This is a genomic window from Desulfofundulus salinus, from assembly GCF_003627965.1.
Lineage (GTDB): Bacteria > Bacillota > Desulfotomaculia > Desulfotomaculales > Desulfovirgulaceae > Desulfofundulus > Desulfofundulus salinus.
In genome coordinates this window covers 2,075,524-2,091,838 of the sequence record NZ_RBWE01000001.1, presented here as the reverse complement: position 1 = coordinate 2,091,838, position 16,315 = coordinate 2,075,524, and the positions used below count along the sequence as shown (strand labels likewise).

At 54.4% G+C, this 16,315-nt stretch carries 17 protein-coding genes; 9 read left to right on the top strand and 8 right to left on the bottom strand.

What is annotated here, in order from left to right:
* Positions 1 to 10 precede the first annotated feature (10 nt).
* From D7024_RS10740 to D7024_RS10710, 7 genes are all read right to left on the bottom strand, one after another.
* Complete coding sequence (locus tag D7024_RS10740; RefSeq protein WP_121451804.1) at positions 11 to 1,156, bottom strand: acyl-CoA dehydrogenase; 1,146 nt, start codon at positions 1,154 to 1,156, stop codon at positions 11 to 13.
* 25 nt (positions 1,157 to 1,181) lie between these two features.
* Complete coding sequence (locus tag D7024_RS10735; RefSeq protein ID WP_121451803.1) at positions 1,182 to 2,363, bottom strand: acetyl-CoA C-acetyltransferase; 1,182 nt, start codon at positions 2,361 to 2,363, stop codon at positions 1,182 to 1,184.
* A gap of 401 nt (positions 2,364 to 2,764) precedes the next feature.
* Positions 2,765 to 2,983 (bottom strand): hypothetical protein, encoded by a 219-nt coding sequence (locus D7024_RS10730; RefSeq protein ID WP_121451802.1) that lies wholly within the window; start codon positions 2,981 to 2,983, stop codon positions 2,765 to 2,767.
* Positions 2,984 to 2,998: 15 nt separating this feature from the next.
* Complete coding sequence (locus D7024_RS10725; protein ID WP_121451801.1) at positions 2,999 to 3,952, bottom strand: acyl-CoA dehydratase activase; 954 nt, start codon at positions 3,950 to 3,952, stop codon at positions 2,999 to 3,001.
* 117 nt (positions 3,953 to 4,069) lie between these two features.
* Positions 4,070 to 5,158, bottom strand: coding sequence for an acyl-CoA dehydratase activase-related protein (locus tag D7024_RS10720; RefSeq protein ID WP_121451800.1), 1,089 nt, complete (start codon positions 5,156 to 5,158; stop codon positions 4,070 to 4,072).
* Complete coding sequence (locus D7024_RS10715) at positions 5,158 to 6,135, bottom strand: acyl-CoA dehydratase activase-related protein (protein ID WP_121451799.1); 978 nt, start codon at positions 6,133 to 6,135, stop codon at positions 5,158 to 5,160. Before D7024_RS10715 ends, D7024_RS10720 begins: the two co-directional genes overlap by 1 nt.
* A gap of 312 nt (positions 6,136 to 6,447) precedes the next feature.
* Positions 6,448 to 6,885, bottom strand: coding sequence for an Hsp20/alpha crystallin family protein (locus D7024_RS10710; RefSeq protein WP_121451798.1), 438 nt, complete (start codon positions 6,883 to 6,885; stop codon positions 6,448 to 6,450).
* Positions 6,886 to 7,075: 190 nt separating this feature from the next.
* Here D7024_RS10710 and D7024_RS10705 point away from each other — a divergent pair, with 190 nt between their 5' ends.
* Together D7024_RS10705 and D7024_RS10700 are read left to right on the top strand one after the other, a co-directional pair.
* A complete protein-coding gene (locus tag D7024_RS10705) occupies positions 7,076 to 7,675 on the top strand; it encodes a DUF3786 domain-containing protein (RefSeq protein ID WP_243113850.1) in 600 nt (199 codons plus the stop codon).
* Positions 7,676 to 7,709: 34 nt separating this feature from the next.
* Positions 7,710 to 8,258 (top strand): NUDIX hydrolase, encoded by a 549-nt coding sequence (locus D7024_RS10700; protein ID WP_121452544.1) that lies wholly within the window; start codon positions 7,710 to 7,712, stop codon positions 8,256 to 8,258.
* Here the strand turns inward: D7024_RS10700 and D7024_RS10695 are convergent.
* Positions 8,255 to 8,929 (bottom strand): septum site-determining protein MinC, encoded by a 675-nt coding sequence (locus D7024_RS10695; protein WP_121451796.1) that lies wholly within the window; start codon positions 8,927 to 8,929, stop codon positions 8,255 to 8,257. The genes D7024_RS10700 and D7024_RS10695 overlap by 4 nt on opposite strands.
* Before the next feature lie 102 nt (positions 8,930 to 9,031).
* Between D7024_RS10695 and D7024_RS10690 the strand changes: the two genes are divergently transcribed.
* The 7 genes from D7024_RS10690 to D7024_RS10665 all read left to right on the top strand — a co-directional run bounded on the left by D7024_RS10690 (position 9,032) and on the right by D7024_RS10665 (position 16,231).
* On the top strand, positions 9,032 to 9,325 hold the full coding sequence (locus tag D7024_RS10690) for an MTH1187 family thiamine-binding protein (protein WP_121451795.1): 294 nt from the start codon (positions 9,032 to 9,034) through the stop codon (positions 9,323 to 9,325).
* Positions 9,326 to 9,355: 30 nt separating this feature from the next.
* Complete coding sequence (galT, locus tag D7024_RS10685) at positions 9,356 to 10,408, top strand: galactose-1-phosphate uridylyltransferase (protein WP_121451794.1); 1,053 nt, start codon at positions 9,356 to 9,358, stop codon at positions 10,406 to 10,408.
* The gene (gene glgA, locus D7024_RS10680) at positions 10,401 to 11,894 is read left to right on the top strand and encodes a glycogen synthase GlgA (RefSeq protein ID WP_121451793.1); all 1,494 of its coding nucleotides are present in this window, start codon (positions 10,401 to 10,403) and stop codon (positions 11,892 to 11,894) included. The genes galT and glgA overlap by 8 nt, the downstream gene beginning before the upstream one ends.
* A 258-nt stretch (positions 11,895 to 12,152) precedes the next feature.
* A complete protein-coding gene (locus D7024_RS10675; protein ID WP_121451792.1) occupies positions 12,153 to 12,380 on the top strand; it encodes an AAA-type ATPase lid domain-containing protein in 228 nt (75 codons plus the stop codon).
* A 63-nt stretch (positions 12,381 to 12,443) separates the two neighbouring features.
* On the top strand, positions 12,444 to 12,569 hold the full coding sequence (locus D7024_RS15410; RefSeq protein ID WP_279220996.1) for a hypothetical protein: 126 nt from the start codon (positions 12,444 to 12,446) through the stop codon (positions 12,567 to 12,569).
* 438 nt (positions 12,570 to 13,007) lie between these two features.
* Positions 13,008 to 14,627, top strand: a complete 1,620-nt coding sequence (locus tag D7024_RS10670) for an AMP-binding protein (RefSeq protein WP_165859417.1) — start codon at positions 13,008 to 13,010, stop codon at positions 14,625 to 14,627.
* 458 nt (positions 14,628 to 15,085) lie between these two features.
* Positions 15,086 to 16,231: an acyl-CoA dehydrogenase gene (locus D7024_RS10665; protein ID WP_121451790.1), complete on the top strand. Its 1,146-nt coding sequence runs from the start codon at positions 15,086 to 15,088 to the stop codon at positions 16,229 to 16,231.
* Positions 16,232 to 16,315: the final 84 nt, after the last annotated feature.

Genomic DNA, 16,315 nt, shown 5'->3' with positions numbered 1-16,315 from the left:
AGTTTCGTTGCTACTTCAGGAGGTTTTTGGCAATGACCAGCCGCTGGATCTGGTTGGTGCCCTCATAGATCTGGGTGATCTTGGCATCGCGCATGTACCGCTCCACAGGATACTCCTTGCAGTAGCCGTAACCGCCCAGGATCTGTACCGCATTGGTGGTGACAAACATGGCCGTGTCCGTGGCATACATCTTGGCCATGGAGGCTTCCTTGGAGTGGGGCAGCCCTTTGTCTTTCAGCCGGGCGGCCCGGTAAACCAGCAGCCGGGCGGCATCGATCTGGGTGGCCATGTCGGCCAGCATGAACTGGATGGCCTGGAATTCCGCTATTGTACGGCCAAACTGCACCCGCTGCTTGGAATACTCCAGGGCCACGTCTAAGGCCGCCTGGGCAATGCCCAGACCCTGGGCGCCGATACCGATGCGGCCGCCGTCCAGAAGGGCCATGGCCACCTTGAAGCCTTCGCCCTCCTGGCCCAGCACGTTCTCCCGGGGCACCCTGGCGTTGTCAAAGATCAGCTCCGTGGTCCGGGAACCGTTGAGACCCATCTTTTCCTCCACTTTGCCAATGGTAAAGCCCGGGGTATCCTTCTCTATTAAAAGACAGGTGATTCCCTTGTGCCCCTTGCCCGGGCTGGTGCGTACGAAGGTGACGTAGAGGTCCGCTTCCCCGCCGCTGGTGATGAAGATCTTGCTGCCGTTGACAATGTAATGGTCCCCTTCCAGCCGGGCGCTGGTGGACAGGTTGGAGGGGTCTGAACCGGCGTTGGATTCGGTAAGGGCAAAGGCGCCCAGCCACTCACCGGTAGCCAGCCTGGTTAGATATTTTTTCTTTTGTTCTTCCGTACCGTGATGGAGGAGGGAAAAGCACCCCAGAGAGGTGTGCACCGCCAGGATTACGCCGGTGGAGGCGCAGGCACGGGAGATTTCTTCAATGGCCATGATATAGGATAGAAAATCGCACCCGGCACCGCCGTATTCTTCGGGGATGGGTATGCCCATCAAGCCCAGCTCGGCCAGCTTTTTCAGGTTTTCCCGGGGGAAGCGGTGTTCTTTGTCAATTTCTGCCGCCCGGGGGGCAAATTCGTTCTGGGCCAGTTTACGCACGGTATCGCGGATCATCAGTTGTTCTTCGGTAAGGTCAAAGTCCAGGGTCATTTAACTCAGCTCCTTACGTGACTTTTTAGTCATCTACCCGAACCAGAAGGGCATCGCCCTGGGCGGCGCCGCTGCATATGGCCGCAATGCCCAAACCGCCGCCCCGCCGGCGAAGCTCGTAGATTAACGTCATCAGGATGCGGGCGCCGCTGGCGCCAATGGGATGGCCGAAAGCCACCGCGCCGCCGTTAACGTTAATTTTATCTTTCGGTAAATTGGCAATCTTTGCGCTGACCAGGACCACGGCCGCAAAGGCTTCGTTCACTTCAAAAAGGTCAATGGCGTCCACCGTGAGCCCCTTTTTAGCCAGCAGTTTGTTGATGGACAGCCCCGGTACGGTGGCAATGTATTTGGCATCCTGGGAAACGGAGGCATGCCCCAGTATGGTGGCCAGGGGTTTTATGCCCAGCTCGTGTGCTTTTTCCCGGGACATCAGCACTAGAGCTCCCGCCCCGTCGTTGACCCCCGGGGCATTGCCCGCCGTAACCGTGTTGTTGGGGTCGAAAACCGGCGGCAGGCGGCGCAGGGCCTCCAGGCTGGTGTCCCGCCGGGGCGCTTCGTCCGTGTCCACCACTTTCGGGTCGCCCTTTTTCTGGGGTACGGCCACGGGCACAATTTCTTCCTTCAGCCGCCCGCCGTCTATGGCCGCGATGGCCAGCTGGTGGCTGCGCAGGGCCCATTCATCCTGTTCTTCCCGGGAGACGCCGTATTCTCTGGCCACTTCGCCGCCATGGATGGCCATGTGCCGGTTGTAAAAGGCGCACCACAGGCCGTCGTGGACCATCAGGTCGACAAACCTGGTGTCACCCATGCGCAGGCCCCAGCGGGCGTGCACAAAGTAGGGCGTGTTGCTCATGCTTTCCATGCCGCCGGCAACAATGATGTCGGCGTCGCCGGCCCGGATGATCTGGTCGCCCAGGGTTACCGCCCGCAGGCCGGAGGCACAGACCTTGTTTATGGTTTCCGAGGGCACCTCCCAGGGCAACCCCGCCAGCCGGGTGGCCTGGCGGGAGGGAATCTGGCCGCAGCCGCCCTGCAGCACCTGCCCCATGATCACGTTTTCCACCTGGTCCCCGTTGATGCCCGCCCGCTGGATGGCTTCTTTAATCACCATACCCCCCAGCTGAACGGCAGTGAGGGGCGCCAGAACCCCGCCTAGCTTTCCAAAGGGCGTTCTGGCTGCACTGACGATTACCGTTTCCCGCAAAATTTATCCCCCCTCCATTTGTGCCTGTGCAAACTTGACGTACCGCTTGTATATGTTTTGTCAATTTACCACACAAGTCGCAAGACATCAGGCAAAGCAAAATTTATACCAAAATTAAGAAGGGAATTGGGGAAGAGAGCCGCGGGAATAGTTGTCACAAAGTTGTGCCAAAACTGACTATTTCCCCGATTTGCCGTATATGCGGCGCGACAGCAGGCTTTTGCGAAAAAAAGTACCGTCAAGGGATAGTGAATTACCTCTAAAAGATGTAAATAGTCTACGTTAGTATACAAAAGGGTGGACGGCACTTTACAAGTAAAAAAGTGCCGCACGGCCCGGGAATCACCATAAAAGGTTATACCCGGGCCCCTGGCAGCCTAATTCTTGATAACGGCGGGAGATCAGCTTTTCCGGTCGTTGTTTTCGGAGGGCAGGTGGCGGCCCCACATCAGGTATAGCGCCAGCCCGATGCCAAAGAAAGCGGTGGAAAACAGCCCCCAGGCAATGACTTCTCCCAGCGGTTTGCCCCGTCGGCGGGCATCCCAGGCCACCCATAGACCATTGCCCACCATTAATCCCAGCAATAACCAGGTTGCGACTAGAGCTACTTCTGGCGACAAGTGGCTTTCTCCTCTCTAGATTACATCCCAGCGGGGGCAGCGGGCACCCCAGCGACCGATAACCCTATCCTCTTCATAAATCTCGGCAATCTCGCAGGCATTGGGACAACCGTCACACTCGAAACTCCTCGTATGATAGGGGAGTTCCGTAATACCAAAACCTTTAAACCCGGTCTGGCCGGTTCCGGCCACCTTCTCGGCAGCCAGCTGGGCGGCGCCAATGGCACCCATGATCTTATGATGTTCCGGTACCAGCACGGGCATGCCCAGGGCCCGTTCAAAGGCGGCCTTAATACCGATGTTGGCGGCCACTCCTCCCTGGAACACCACAGGGGGCAGAATTTCCTTACCCTTGCCCACGTTGTTCAGGTAGTTGCGCACCAGGGCTTCACACAAACCGTTAATGATATCCGGCAGGGCGTGGCCCATTTGTTGTTTATGGATCATATCCGACTCGGCAAATACCGTACAGCGACCGGCAATGCGTACCGGGTTGGTTGATTGCAGGGCCAGTTCGCCAAATTGCTCGATGGGGATATTCAGCCGGGCAGCCTGTTGATCCAAAAAGGAACCTGTACCGGCAGCGCAGACGGTGTTCATGGCAAAGTCCACCACCACGCCGTTGCGCAGGATGATAATTTTGGAATCCTGTCCGCCTATTTCCAGAACCGTCTGTACATCGGGTACCAGCATTGAGGCGGCCACGGCATGGGCGGTGATTTCGTTCTTGATCACGTCTGCTCCCACCATGACGCCGGCCAGGTAGCGTCCGCTTCCGGTGGTACCGACACCTGCTATTTCCACGCCCGGTTTGAGGCTCTCCCTGGCTGCCTTTAAACCGCTCTGGATGGCTTCAATGGGGCGGCCCCGGGTACGCAAGTAAAGGCCGGTGAGGACTTCTCCGGCCTCGCTTAAAATCACAATGTTGGTGCTTACCGAACCCACATCTATACCCAGGTAAGCTTTCATATCCTTCCCTTCCTGCTGCATAATAGACTGTAGATGATGCTTTTCAAAACCGCTTAAATGAGCTTGAAAGCTAATGCATTTTACTAACTGTAAACGTCACTTTTCCCGGCGGCCCTTTTATGCCGGGCGGCGGGCGGCTTTTTTGCGCCGCATTAAATCCACAAAAGCCTCCAGCCGGGTGGTCATGCCTGCCTTGCCCGTTTGTTCATCCAGGAAGAAAGTCAGCACCGGGATATTGTGTTCTTCGCTTACCCGGGGCAAAATGGTGCGGGCTACAATCTCCGGGATACAGGTGAAGGGGGCGAGCTGAATGACCCCGTCAAAACCCCGTTTGGCATAAAGCACCGTGTTGCCAATGGAGTCCCGGCCGTGCCCCCCCAGCAGTTCGGGCAGGTAAGGCATGGCGGCCTCTTTCACCGTTAGGCCCTCGGTGGTTTCTGCCCAGGTGTTGTCCCTGGTCCAGCCAGTTAAAAATAAAGATCTTTCCACCTCTACCCCCAGGTTCCCCAGGGTTTCTTCAATTTCCAGGTTGCTGGCCGGTTCCAGGAGGACATATACTTCACCTACAATACCCACCCTTAAGACATCCCGGTTTGGATCCTGGGGTACCTTTTGCAGTTCTTCAAGGGCACTTCGTTCGGCTTCCTCAATTTCCACAAGGCTGTAGGCCCTGTCTATCCATTCCAGCACCCGGCGGTAAGTACGGGTGGTGGCACCCCGGATGGTTTCCCTGGGGCGTACTTTGTGGGTTAGTTTTTCTACATTGTCCAGCGCCTGGAGTTTACGCCAGGCTCGCCGGATACACTCGTAAATGGCGCGGTAAGACATGCGCCGGGGATTCAGTCGCTGGATGTTATGCAAAAAGTCCAGGGGATAAAGCCGTGGCGGTTCAAAAACAACAATATCAACGGGGTAGCCCAGGGAATGCAGGATTTTTTTGTGTAGCTGCGCGTAATGACCGGCACGGCAGGGTCCCACCCCGCCACTGGTGACGATAAGCTCCACCCCTTTCGGGCAGGTTTCCAGATAAGTGCCCAGGAGTATTTTCACCGGGAAACAGGCAAATTCCGGGGCGTAGCGTACCCCGAGGTCCAGGGTGTGCTTGCTGGGGCGGGGAGGGAGGATGACCTCATTACCCAGATCTTCCATGAGCATTTTAAAGCTGCGATAGGATTCCGCCACATGGGGGAAAGTAACTCTGGGCACTAAAGACACACCTCTTTTTTGCGGCATACCATGTCTACAAAGGCTTCCAGCCGGGTGGCAATACCGGCTTCACCGCTGTGTTCATCGATAGACAGGCTCATAAAAGGGACGGTTTGGTGCTCGTGGGCAGCCATTTCCAGGAACTTGCCTACCAGTGAATCGGGTCCGCAGCCAAAGGCCGTCAGGTGTATAATCCCGTCGATCCTTGTGTGCCGGAAAAAATAATGGGCCGCCCGCAGGACCAGGTCCCCCAGGGTCCAGAACAGGCGTTTGTCCAGGTGGTCATTTTGCCTGTACAGCGCTCGGGGCGGCAGGTTTTCTACAGTGATCACTTCTACCCCCATTTTTTTTAACCGGCCCAGCAAGCCCACACTGATGTACTGATCGTAAACGAGATAAGGGTAGCCCAGTACGGCAAAAACCAGCCGGCCTTTTTGTTTTTGAGGCCGGATGCCCGTATTTAAAATTTGCATGGCCTCCAGAGGTTGCCAGCCTTCCTGCAGCAGGGAGAAAAACCGGCGTTCTACGGCCATGGCCTTGCGGCAGGCAAGAGCGATGGCTCCCCGGGTGGCACCCAGGACCAGCCCCGCTTGCTGGTAAGCTTTTGCCAGGGCGTTGCATCCTTCCCGTACGTCTATGCGTACGTCAATAAGCGGGGGGATTTTTTTAAAAGAATGCCGGATCATATCGGGTAGTCCCAGAAATTTAGGGCAGTAGGTTGTTTCCTTGTTTAAACAGACCACCCGCGGGATAAATAAATAATCAACCCGGCCGATCAGAGCCTGCACATGACCGAAGTATAGTTTAATGGGCACACAGGCATCGGCCAGGGCTTCCTTCACTCCCAGATCAAGCATTTCCCTGGTAGTGTTTCCGGAAGGGATTACTTGAGCCCCAAGTTCGTTGAAGAAGGTTTTCCAGGTCGGATAATAAAGAAAGTACAGCAATGAACAGGGAATGCCAACCCGGGCGGTCAAATCGTACTCTCTCCTTCATGCGGGAAAAAATGACATTTTTCATTTATGGTATGTTTAATATTTCTCTTTGAGGACGGGAAATCCTTTCTTGAATTGGTAAGAAAAAATGGCTCGTGGGTCCGGCCGTCGTAATTACTTTTCGATGGTAAATTTGTCGCTAAGAACTCTCCAGCTGTCGGGGTCTTCCATTCCCAGGCGCCAGATGGCCGCTCAAATATATACCAATAGCAAGCCGGAGCCCTCTGTTCAGGCTCCGGCTACTGTCTGCCGGGTTTTGCTTAGTTGCCGCAGTACCGTGGGAAGATTTGTTTGCTATTGAACGTCTACCCGGTAAATATTCCTCTTGCCGGGTTCTTTTTTCGGAATGCGTACCTCCAGAATACCGTTTTTATAGCTGGCCCTCGCCTGTTCCGGTTTTACTTCCACCGGCAGGGGCAGGGTGCGGCTGAAAGTGCCGTAATAGCGTTCGCTGTGGTAGTAACCTTCCTGTCTTTGCTCGGTTCCTCTTTTAAACTCCCCTTTAATGCTCAGGGTATTTTCGGTAAGGGTTACCTGCAGGTCGTCTTTGGAAGCTATCCCGGGCAGTTCGGCTGTGGCCACAACCTCCTGATCCGTTTGGTAAATATCCACCCGGGGGCTGATGCCTTCAGGACCAAAAAAACCCGGCACCCCCCGGAACCAGGGGCTGTTAAAAAGCCGGTTCATTTGGTGGCGAAGCTCGTGAAAGGGTTCCCAGTGTACAAGGTCCATGGCCGGACACCTCCGAAAGAATAGTTTCTCACTTAGATCTTGTACAGAATAGTTTCAGATATACATTAAGGCGGCAGTACCCTGCCGGCTTTCAGCGATTCGATCATTTTGGGGGAGGAAAAGCTTCCGTTTGCGACGAAGCCTGTTTAAAGCGGTGATACTTTCTCGGGAGGGGATTATCTTGGCCTGGATGAACCTTGAACCTGCCCATCGGCAGGCAAAGGAGGAATTTGCCCTGCGGGAGCCGGAAAGCATGGCTTTTAACGCAGCCGTAACTTACCGGCCGGAAGCGGCGGAATTCATTGTGCCCTTTCTTGGCTCGTACTACCTGGTGAAATATCCCGGCGGTGAGGTTATGGATGCAGCTGGCGGGGCAGAAGTACCCAAGGAAGTACAGATTACCCTGTTGCATTATCTCGCCAAGGCCAGTCCGGCCCAGGTGGAAGGGCGATTAATTTCCTTCCAGGAGCTGCCCGGCGGATTTATTTATGTCGGCCCCTTTAACAACCGTGCAGTGCGCCCTCTGGTGGGCATCTTCGGAGGTAAGCCGGAACTTTTGGTGCGTGCTGCGGAAATGTTAGGAGGGAGGCGGGTGGAAATGGGGGACGTGGCTGTAAGTGTGCCGGTTTTGCCAAAAATACCCATAACCTTTGTCCTGTGGCTGGGAGATGAGGAATTTCCTCCCTCGGGGAATGTTCTCTTTGATGCTTCAGCCTCCCGCCACCTGCCTACCGAGGACTACGCCCTTTTGCCCGGTCTTGTTTTGGGGAAAATGAGAAGGCTCGTGTAGCCATATGAAAAAAGCCGTCAGGAAGGGGATAAAAATGTCCGCATTAACCGAAAAGAAGCTGGATTCCCGGATGGTTTACCGGGGAAAAATCTTAAATCTGCGGGTGGATACGGTGCTCTTGCCCGACGGTCGCACCGGCACCCGGGAAGTGGTGGAATATGCCGGGGCCGTGGCCATCGTGGCCCTGAATGAAAAAAAGGAAGTTTTCCTGGTCCGGCAGTACCGTTATCCCGTGGGTAAGGAACTTTTAGAAATACCTGCCGGTAAAATAGAAAATGGGGAGGAACCTTTGCAGTGTGCCCAAAGGGAACTGGCGGAGGAAACCGGGCTAAGGGCGGAACGCTGGCAGCCGCTGTGCAGCTTTTACTCCACCCCGGGATTTACCAGCGAAAAAATGTATTTATTCCTGGCGCGGGATTTAAACCAGGAAGGCCAGCACCCGGACGAAGATGAATTCGTCCAGGTGGTGAAGGTACCCCTGGACGAAGCCCTGGCCATGCTCTGGCGGGGCGAGATTTGTGACGCCAAGTCCACCGCTGGCTTGCTGGCCACACATTACCTTTTGGCTCGGGAAAAGGTTTAAAAAATCAGGCATGTAGTTTTGCTACGGTAGGAGTCAAAAATGATCCTGCCCTTTTCCAGTCTAGCAGTTAAAGGGAAAGGGCTGCTTTGCGGGATAGTGGCGGGGTCTGCGGTTACCCCGGCAATAGATAAACGGATCGGCTGGAACTTTAGGGCCGTGATGGTGGCCGTATTGTTGCCCCCCGCTCCGGCAAGGATTATTCCCCGGCAGCTGCCCATGATGATGACACTGCCATCGGCGATCACCTGGGCTCCGGGGTGGACGTTGCCCACGATCACCACGCTGCCCCGGTGGCGTATCTCCTGGCCCGAGCGTAAAGCACCCTGCACCAGCCGGGCCGGTTCCCCCGGGAAAGCGGCTTTCTTTTTTTCAAAGGGCCAGGATATGTCCGGCGAGGGAATTAACCCGTACTGGCGGCAAATATTTTCCAGTTCGGTGCGCTGGCAACCAGTGATCGTTTGCCCGTAAACGGTGAAGCGCGCACCCCGGAAAAAGCCCCGGGAAGACTCCATTTTTCGTTTCAAGTGTAATTTGATATCTTCAAATTCCCGGTTGGGATCGAGCAGGATGACCAGGCCCTCCCGGGTACCCTTGATGCTTACCAGTTCCCTGGGCACTTTACCCAACCCCTTTTTGCTTGCTCTAAAGCATATTTCGATTTTTGCCGTCACTTTCCTGCTCCTTACGAAAATATTGCCGTCTAATTGTATAAAAAGAAACCCTTTGCGGTAACTTTACATTAGAATTTATCGCGGAAGGGAGTGAAGAAAAACATGGCTATAGTGGAAGTAAGTGTCATGCCCATGGGCACCGATGATCCCAGTGTCAGCAGTTATATCAGCCATTGCTACGAGGTGCTAAAGGGGGAGCCGGGTCTCAAGCATCAGGTAACACCCATGTCCACCATTATTGAAGGGGAACTGGACCGGGTGCTGGATGCGGTGAAAAAAATGCACCGTGCTCCCTTTAACGACGGCGTCATGCGGGTAGTGACATCCATCACCATCGATGAGCGCCGGGATAAAGAGGAATCCATGGAAGACATGGTTCGAGCCGTGTTGCAATAACTGACATACTTCGCGAGGGGAGGAAAGGAAGTGCCCGAATGGAGAAAGGATCCGTTGGTGAAGCGCTGGGTAGTCATTGCCACCGAAAGGGGCAAACGTCCCTGCGACTTCAAGGTGCCGCAAAACGAAAAAAAGGGCGGACGATGTCCCTTGTGTCCGGGACATGAAGGGGATACACCACCGGAGGTCCTGGCCTTCCGGGAAAGGGGCACCTCACCGGATATGCCGGGCTGGTGGGTAAGGGTGGTTCCGAACAAGTTTCCGGCGGTACGTATCGAGGCTCAAACCGGCGTGCGCCGCCATGGGGTCTACGATGTAATGGATGGCCTGGGTGCCCATGAGGTGGTGGTGGAGGCTCCGGATCATGAAGCTTACCTGGATGCCCTGGATGAGCGCCAGCTGGAGGAGGTTATCTGGGCCTGGCAGCAGCGCTCCCTGGATCTCCGCCGGGATACCCGGCTGAAATATATCCAAATCTTTAAAAACTTTGGTCAGACTGCCGGAGCTTCCCTGGAGCATACCCACTCCCAGATTTTAGCCACGCCCATGGTTCCGGTGGATATACAGGAGGAAATGCAGGGCTTTAAACATTACGCCTGGTCTACCGGCCGGTGTGTCCTTTGCGATGTGCTGGCCCAGGAAGTTTCCGAGCGGCAGCGGGTGGTTCTTGAAACAGATAAATTCATCAGTTTTGCCCCTTTTGCTTCCCGGTTTCCTTTTGAAACCTGGATTGTACCCCGGGAACACCAGCATGACTTTGCCAGCATCCGGGAGGAGCAGGTGCGCGACCTGGCCCGGGTACTGCGCAGCACCCTGTTGCGCTTGCGGCAAAGTGTGGGTGGCCCGCCCTTCAATATGGTCCTGCACACCGCACCGGTAAATGAGCCGGATACGATTCATTACCACTGGCATCTGGAAATCCTGCCCCGTCTAACCATAATGGCCGGCTTTGAATTGGGTACGGGCTTTTATATTAACCCCACGCCACCGGAAATGGCGGCGGAGGTCCTGCGGGAACAGGAAGTCTTCTGTCCGCCTCCAGTTTATGCCGGGGGAGAAAGGGAGGCAGTACAGTATGTTTGATCGGCCGCTGAAGATTTTGCTGGTTTCGTCCGAAGTCGTTCCCTTTGCCAAGACGGGGGGGCTGGCCGATGTGGCCGGCTCCCTGCCCAAGGCTCTGGCTACCGTGGGTAATGATAACCTCGGGAACGATGTGCGGGTAGCCATGCCCCATTACAAGGGAATTGAAAAGGCCACCTACCGCATGGATTTTCCGGTATTTTTCAACAACCGGGCCGAGACGGCCATCATCCGGGAGAGTACCATCGAGGCCTATTACCAGGGGGAGCATCGCATCATCCCGGTGTACCTGGTGGATAATCACCATTACTTTTACCGGGACGGCATGTACATGTTTCCCGACGAGGCCGAACGTTTTACCTTCTTCTGCCGGGCCGTGCTGGAAATGTTGCCGCGCCTCAACTGGCAACCGGATATTATTCACTGCAACGACTGGCAGACCGGTCCCATTCCCTTTTTCCTGAAAGTTCGCTACGCCCAGGACCCGTTTTGCAACCGTATAGCTACGGTGTTTACCATCCACAACCTGCAATATCAGGGCAACTTCCCCAAAGAGACGCTAAAGCTTTTGGGGGTGGGGGAGGAGTATTTTACTCCCGAGTTGCTTGAGTTTTACGGCACGGTCAGTTACATGAAAATGGGCATATTGTATGCCGATGTCATTAACACGGTCAGTAAAACTTACGCGGCCGAGATCCAGCGACCGGAGCTGGGGGAGCGGTTGGACGGCCTGTTGCGTAAACGTACCCACGATCTATACGGGATAGTTAATGGCATTAATTACCATGAATTTAACCCCAAAACCGATCCCCGTATTCACCGGAACTACGACCAGAACAGCATTGAAAATAAAAAGGAAAACAAATACGCCCTGCAAAAAGAAATGAATCTGCCCGTAAGGGATGTCCCGGTGCTGGGGATGATCTCGCGCCTGGTGGATCAAAAAGGGCTCGACCTAATTGCCCAGATTGCCGACCGGTTGCTTTCCCATGATGTGCAATTTGTGGTTCTGGGTAGCGGTGACAGGCGCTATGAAGATATGTTCAGGGACATCCACAATCGTTACCCTGAAAGAGCTGGTGTCTACATCGGTTTTAACGCAATTCTGGCCCAGCGCATTTATGCCGGTGCCGACATGTTCTTGATGCCCTCTCGCTTTGAGCCCTGCGGCCTGGGGCAATTGATTGCCATGCGTTACGGGACTATTCCCATTGTCCGGGCTACCGGTGGGCTGGCCGATACGGTCCACGATTACAATCCGGCCACCGGTTCCGGAAATGGTTTCGTCTTTTCCGAATATGAAGGAGAAGCCCTGTACCACGCCATTCAGCGGGCCCTCTCCCTGTACACGGAGCGGCCGGACGAGTGGAAACAACTGATAAAAAGGGCTATGGAGCTGGACTTTTCCTGGGCCCGTTCCGCAGTGGAATATTTACAGCTCTACCAGGAAGCTTTGAGCCGGCATCTGGCCAGGGCGAAAATCGCCTGAAAGCACGCAAAGGCCATCCCCCGTTGGATGGCCTTTGCTTTTTAAGTTTACACCAGGGGGGTGTTACAATATTAAGAGTAGTTAATCAATTCAAATTCCCTTTCCCGAAAGCCAACCAGTTGCTCTGGCGCCTCTTAATTTTTCTATTCAGGAAGGACCGGTGGTAATCAGTGAGACATCACCCCCCAAAACTTTCCTCCAGGGTTCAAAAGGAGCATTTTGCGGCGGATCATATTGTCGGCCTGAGCCCTCAAATGCTTGACCTGGCCGGGAAATGTGCGTGAGCTGGAGAACTGTTTGGAGCGGGCCTTTAACCTGGTGGATAAAGAAAAGGTTATTCAACCGCACCATTTGCCCGCCCACCTGCATGCTCTGGCAGGGGAGAACCAGCTGCCCGATGTAAAAGGGTTTCTTGCCCAGGTGACGGTGGCCTTCAGGCAGGGGAAAACCCTGGCCTGTGATCCGTCTGTGATATTGTCAGGGTAAAATCCGTCAGTGAAAATGTCAGTATGAAGGAGGTGGTTACCCTGTTGCAGACGGAACTAGATCATGCGCCGGCTGCTCAAGGAAATTGTCGTCGGCGGGGAAATAAAGGGAGATATTACCGGTCTTGAAGATGTTGGCACTGTGGAGCAGGTAAAGGTCATAGTGGCGGCCAAAAAGGCACAGGGGTAAATCTTTTTTCTTGGATACGCTCAAAAACATGTCTATTAAAATTTACACACCGACAACTCATTTTGGGGGTTTAACCCACCAACTCTTTTGGATATACGTGCAAATTTTTTCACGCGTGTGTCCCTGGGTACCAGTTCCCTTCCGCTAATTAACCAACTACCAGGTAAAAAGTCAGAATTGTGGTGTTATTATTGCATGGTAGAATTTTCGGCAATCGGCGGGAGGGGGTGACAAAGGGTACTAAAACGACTTCGCGGGCTGGTATGGTTTTGAGCAGCTGTAGTAGCACAATCCCTCAAAAGAGCACGGTCGCGGGATTGCCCCTGTTAGGACGGCCATAATGGAGCGGTCTCGCGCCCGGCTCAATTGAAAATGGGGATACCCCGGTACGAGGCCGGTAATCCATTAAAGGAGGAAGCAAAGTTGAGCCAGCACAACATGGTGGATTATGATAAAACCTATGCAGAATTTAAATGGGAAAAGCCCGAGTATTTTAACTTTGCCCGGGATGTCATTGATAAGTGGGCCCAGGATCCCAGCAAGCTGGCCATGCTGTGGGTTGACGATGAGGGCAACGAGGTGCGCAAGACTTTTCTTGACTTTTCCAGGGCTTCCAAACGGGCAGCCAACGTCTTCCGGGAACAGGGGGTAAAACAGGGCGATGTGGTGGTGGTCATCCTGCCCCGTTTGATCGAGTGGTGGGAGATCAACCTGGCCTGCCTGCGCCTGGGTGTGGTAATTAGCCCCGGCACCACCCAGCTGACCGCCAAGGACATCAAGTACCGTCTGGAGACGGCGGAAGCGGTTTGTGTCATCACCGATAACGATAATGCTCCCAAGGTAGACGAGGTTGTTGGGGAATGCCCCACGGTAAAGTCCCGCATTATCGTTGGCGAGCCCCGGCAGGGCTGGCTGGATTATAAGGAAGCCGTGGCCAGGGCCAGCGACGACTTTACCACGGTAAATACCAGGAGTGATGACAACGCCATTTTGTACTTCACCTCGGGAACTACGGGCTATCCAAAGATGACAGTGCATACCCATGCCAGTTACCCCATTGGGCATATCGTTACCGGAAAATACTGGCTGGACCTGCGCCCGGATGATCTGCACTGGAATTTAAGCGATACGGGTTGGGCCAAGGCGGCCTGGAGCAGCTTCTATGGTCCCTGGAATATGGGAGCGGCCATATTTGTCCACCATACTTCCCGTTTTAGCCCCAAGAAAACCCTGGAGCTGCTGCAGAAATATCCCATCACCACCCTTTGCGGAGCGCCGACCAATTACCGGATGATTGTGCTGGAAGATTTGAGCCAGTACAAGTTCCCCACCCTGCGCCACTGTGTGGGTGCCGGTGAGCCCCTGAACCCGGAGGTTATTGAAATCTGGAAAGAAGCTACCGGTTTAATCATCCGTGATGGTTACGGCCAGACCGAATCGGTGCTGCTGTGTGGCAGCTTCCCCTGTATTGAGCCCCGTTTCGGCTCCATGGGTAAACCTTCCCCCGGCTTTGACGTCCAGGTTATTGACGAGGAAGGCAATATCCTGCCGCCCAACACCGAAGGGGATGTGGCCGTAAGGGTAAAACCCGGACGTCCGGTGGGGCTCTTCAAGGAGTACTGGAAGAATCCCGAAAAAACGGCCAGCGTATACCGTGGTGACTGGTACATCACCGGTGACCGGGCATACAGAGATGAGGATGGCTACTTCTGGTTTGTGGGGCGCGCCGATGACGTAATCCTGGCCGCGGGTTATCGTATTGGTCCCTTTGAAGTGGAAAGCGCCCTTTTGGAACACCCGGCGGTGGCCGAATCGGCCGTGGTATCCAGCCCCGACGAGATTCGCGGCGAGGTAGTGAAGGCTTTTGTGGTGCTGGCACCGGGTTATCAGCCCTCCGACAAACTGGTAAAAGAACTGCAGGAGCATGTTAAGAAGATTACCGCACCTTATAAGTACCCGCGGAAGGTTGAATTTGTGGAATCACTGCCTAAAACTATCAGCGGTAAGATTCGGCGGGTGGAGTTGCGGGAACGGGAGTGGGCCGGTAAGCACAGGTAATTACGAGAAAGCAAAGGCCGGGAAAAATTGCCCGGCCTTTATCCATGTGTTCTTGATTCTTGCTGAAAAAAAGAATATGCTACTAAGAGAACAATGGTACAAACCTGACCGGACCCAAAAGCCGGATGTCTAGCTGTGGGCTGGTCATGTTTACTTATGTAAACACCAGTTTGGCGGCCCGGTTACGTAAACCTTTTCCATCCATCCCGGTATTTCAGGCGGCACCCAATGTCTATGGCGAAGGCACGTTTTATCCCTCATTTCTGTTGAGGAAAGGTTTACAGGTTGTTGGAATTGCTGCCCTTGCAGGTCAAGTTAGAGTTTTCTAAAAAGTCAGGCACGGCGCTTGCAAAGGAGACTGGTTACATTCTTTAACCGGGCCAGCGGTTATCAAAAAGTTTTTTATGGGGGAAAGGTGTTCAAATTAAAAGTTGAGAATAGAAAAAGGGGAGAGATTTATGAACTTTGTGCTTACGGAAGAACAACAATTGCTGCGCCAGACCGTACGCGACTTTGCCGAGAACGAGGTGGCTCCCAAGGCGGCCGAAATGGATGAAACGGAAGAGTACGACTGGTCCCTTTGGGATAAGATGGCCGAGATGGGTTTAACCGGCATTCCCTTTCCCGAAGAGTATGGTGGAGCGGGTATGGACAACCTCAGTTATGCCATTGCGGTGGAGGAATTGAGCCGGGTTTGTGCTTCCACCGGGGTGCTGATCTCGGCCCATACCTCCCTGTGTAGCTGGCCCATCTACGCTTTTGGCACCGAGGAGCAGAAGAGTAAATACCTGGTTCCCCTGGCGGAAGGGAAAAAAATTGGGGCTCTGGGTCTGACCGAGCCCTCTGCGGGTTCCGATGCCGGGGCGGTAAAATTAAGCGCCGTGCGGGACGGGGATGAGTACGTGCTCAATGGAACCAAGATTTTTATTACCAATGGTGGGCGGGCGGACGTTTACGTTGTTATTGCCCGCACGGATCCGGATATGAGCAAGAAACACCGGGGTACAACCGCTTTTATTGTGGAAAAGGGTACGCCGGGATTTGCCTTTGGCAAGAAGGAGCACAAGATGGGTATCCGGGCCTCCTATACCTACGAACTGGTTTTTGATAATTGCCGTATCCCCAAAGAAAATATGCTGGGCAAAGAGGGTGAAGGCTTTAAAATTGCCATGGCCACTTTGGACGGCGGGCGGATTGGTATTGCCGCCCAGGCCCTGGGGATTGCCCAGGGGGCCTTCGAGCAGGCCCTGGCTTACAGTAAGGTGCGGGAGCAATTTGGCCGGCCCATTTGTGCCAATCAGGGCATTGCCTGGATGCTGGCCGATATGGCCACCCGTATTGAAGCCGCCCGCCTGCTGGTTTATCAGGCTGCCTTTTTGAAAGACAACAAGCTGTCCTACGGTAAGGAGTCGGCCATGGCCAAGCTTTATGCCTCGGAAGTGGCCATGTGGGTGACCACTAAGGCGGTACAGATTCACGGCGGTTACGGTTATACCCGGGAGTACCCCGTGGAGCGCATGATGCGCGATGCCAAGATTACGGAAATTTATGAAGGTACCAGTGAGGTACAGCGCATTGTCATTGCTAACTATCTGCTCAAATAGCTGATGCAAGGAGGGGGAAGATGAAGGTAGTAGTATTCACCAAACAAACCTTTGACACGGAAGCCAAAATCACCCTCGACGCGC

Coding starts and splice junctions, on each gene's coding strand:
- D7024_RS10710 (WP_121451798.1), bottom strand. CDS start 6,885: ATGGACCTTGTACACTGGGAACCCTTTCACGAGCTTCGCCACCAAATG.
- D7024_RS10700 (WP_121452544.1), top strand. CDS start 7,710: ATGTCCGCATTAACCGAAAAGAAGCTGGATTCCCGGATGGTTTACCGG.
- D7024_RS10725 (WP_121451801.1), bottom strand. CDS start 3,952: ATGAAAGCTTACCTGGGTATAGATGTGGGTTCGGTAAGCACCAACATT.
- D7024_RS10670 (WP_165859417.1), top strand. CDS start 13,008: ATGGTGGATTATGATAAAACCTATGCAGAATTTAAATGGGAAAAGCCC.
- D7024_RS10705 (WP_243113850.1), top strand. CDS start 7,076: ATGAACCTTGAACCTGCCCATCGGCAGGCAAAGGAGGAATTTGCCCTG.
- D7024_RS10690 (WP_121451795.1), top strand. CDS start 9,032: ATGGCTATAGTGGAAGTAAGTGTCATGCCCATGGGCACCGATGATCCC.
- D7024_RS10665 (WP_121451790.1), top strand. CDS start 15,086: ATGAACTTTGTGCTTACGGAAGAACAACAATTGCTGCGCCAGACCGTA.
- D7024_RS15410 (WP_279220996.1), top strand. CDS start 12,444: ATGCGCCGGCTGCTCAAGGAAATTGTCGTCGGCGGGGAAATAAAGGGA.
- glgA (WP_121451793.1), top strand. CDS start 10,401: ATGTTTGATCGGCCGCTGAAGATTTTGCTGGTTTCGTCCGAAGTCGTT.
- D7024_RS10740 (WP_121451804.1), bottom strand. CDS start 1,156: ATGACCCTGGACTTTGACCTTACCGAAGAACAACTGATGATCCGCGAT.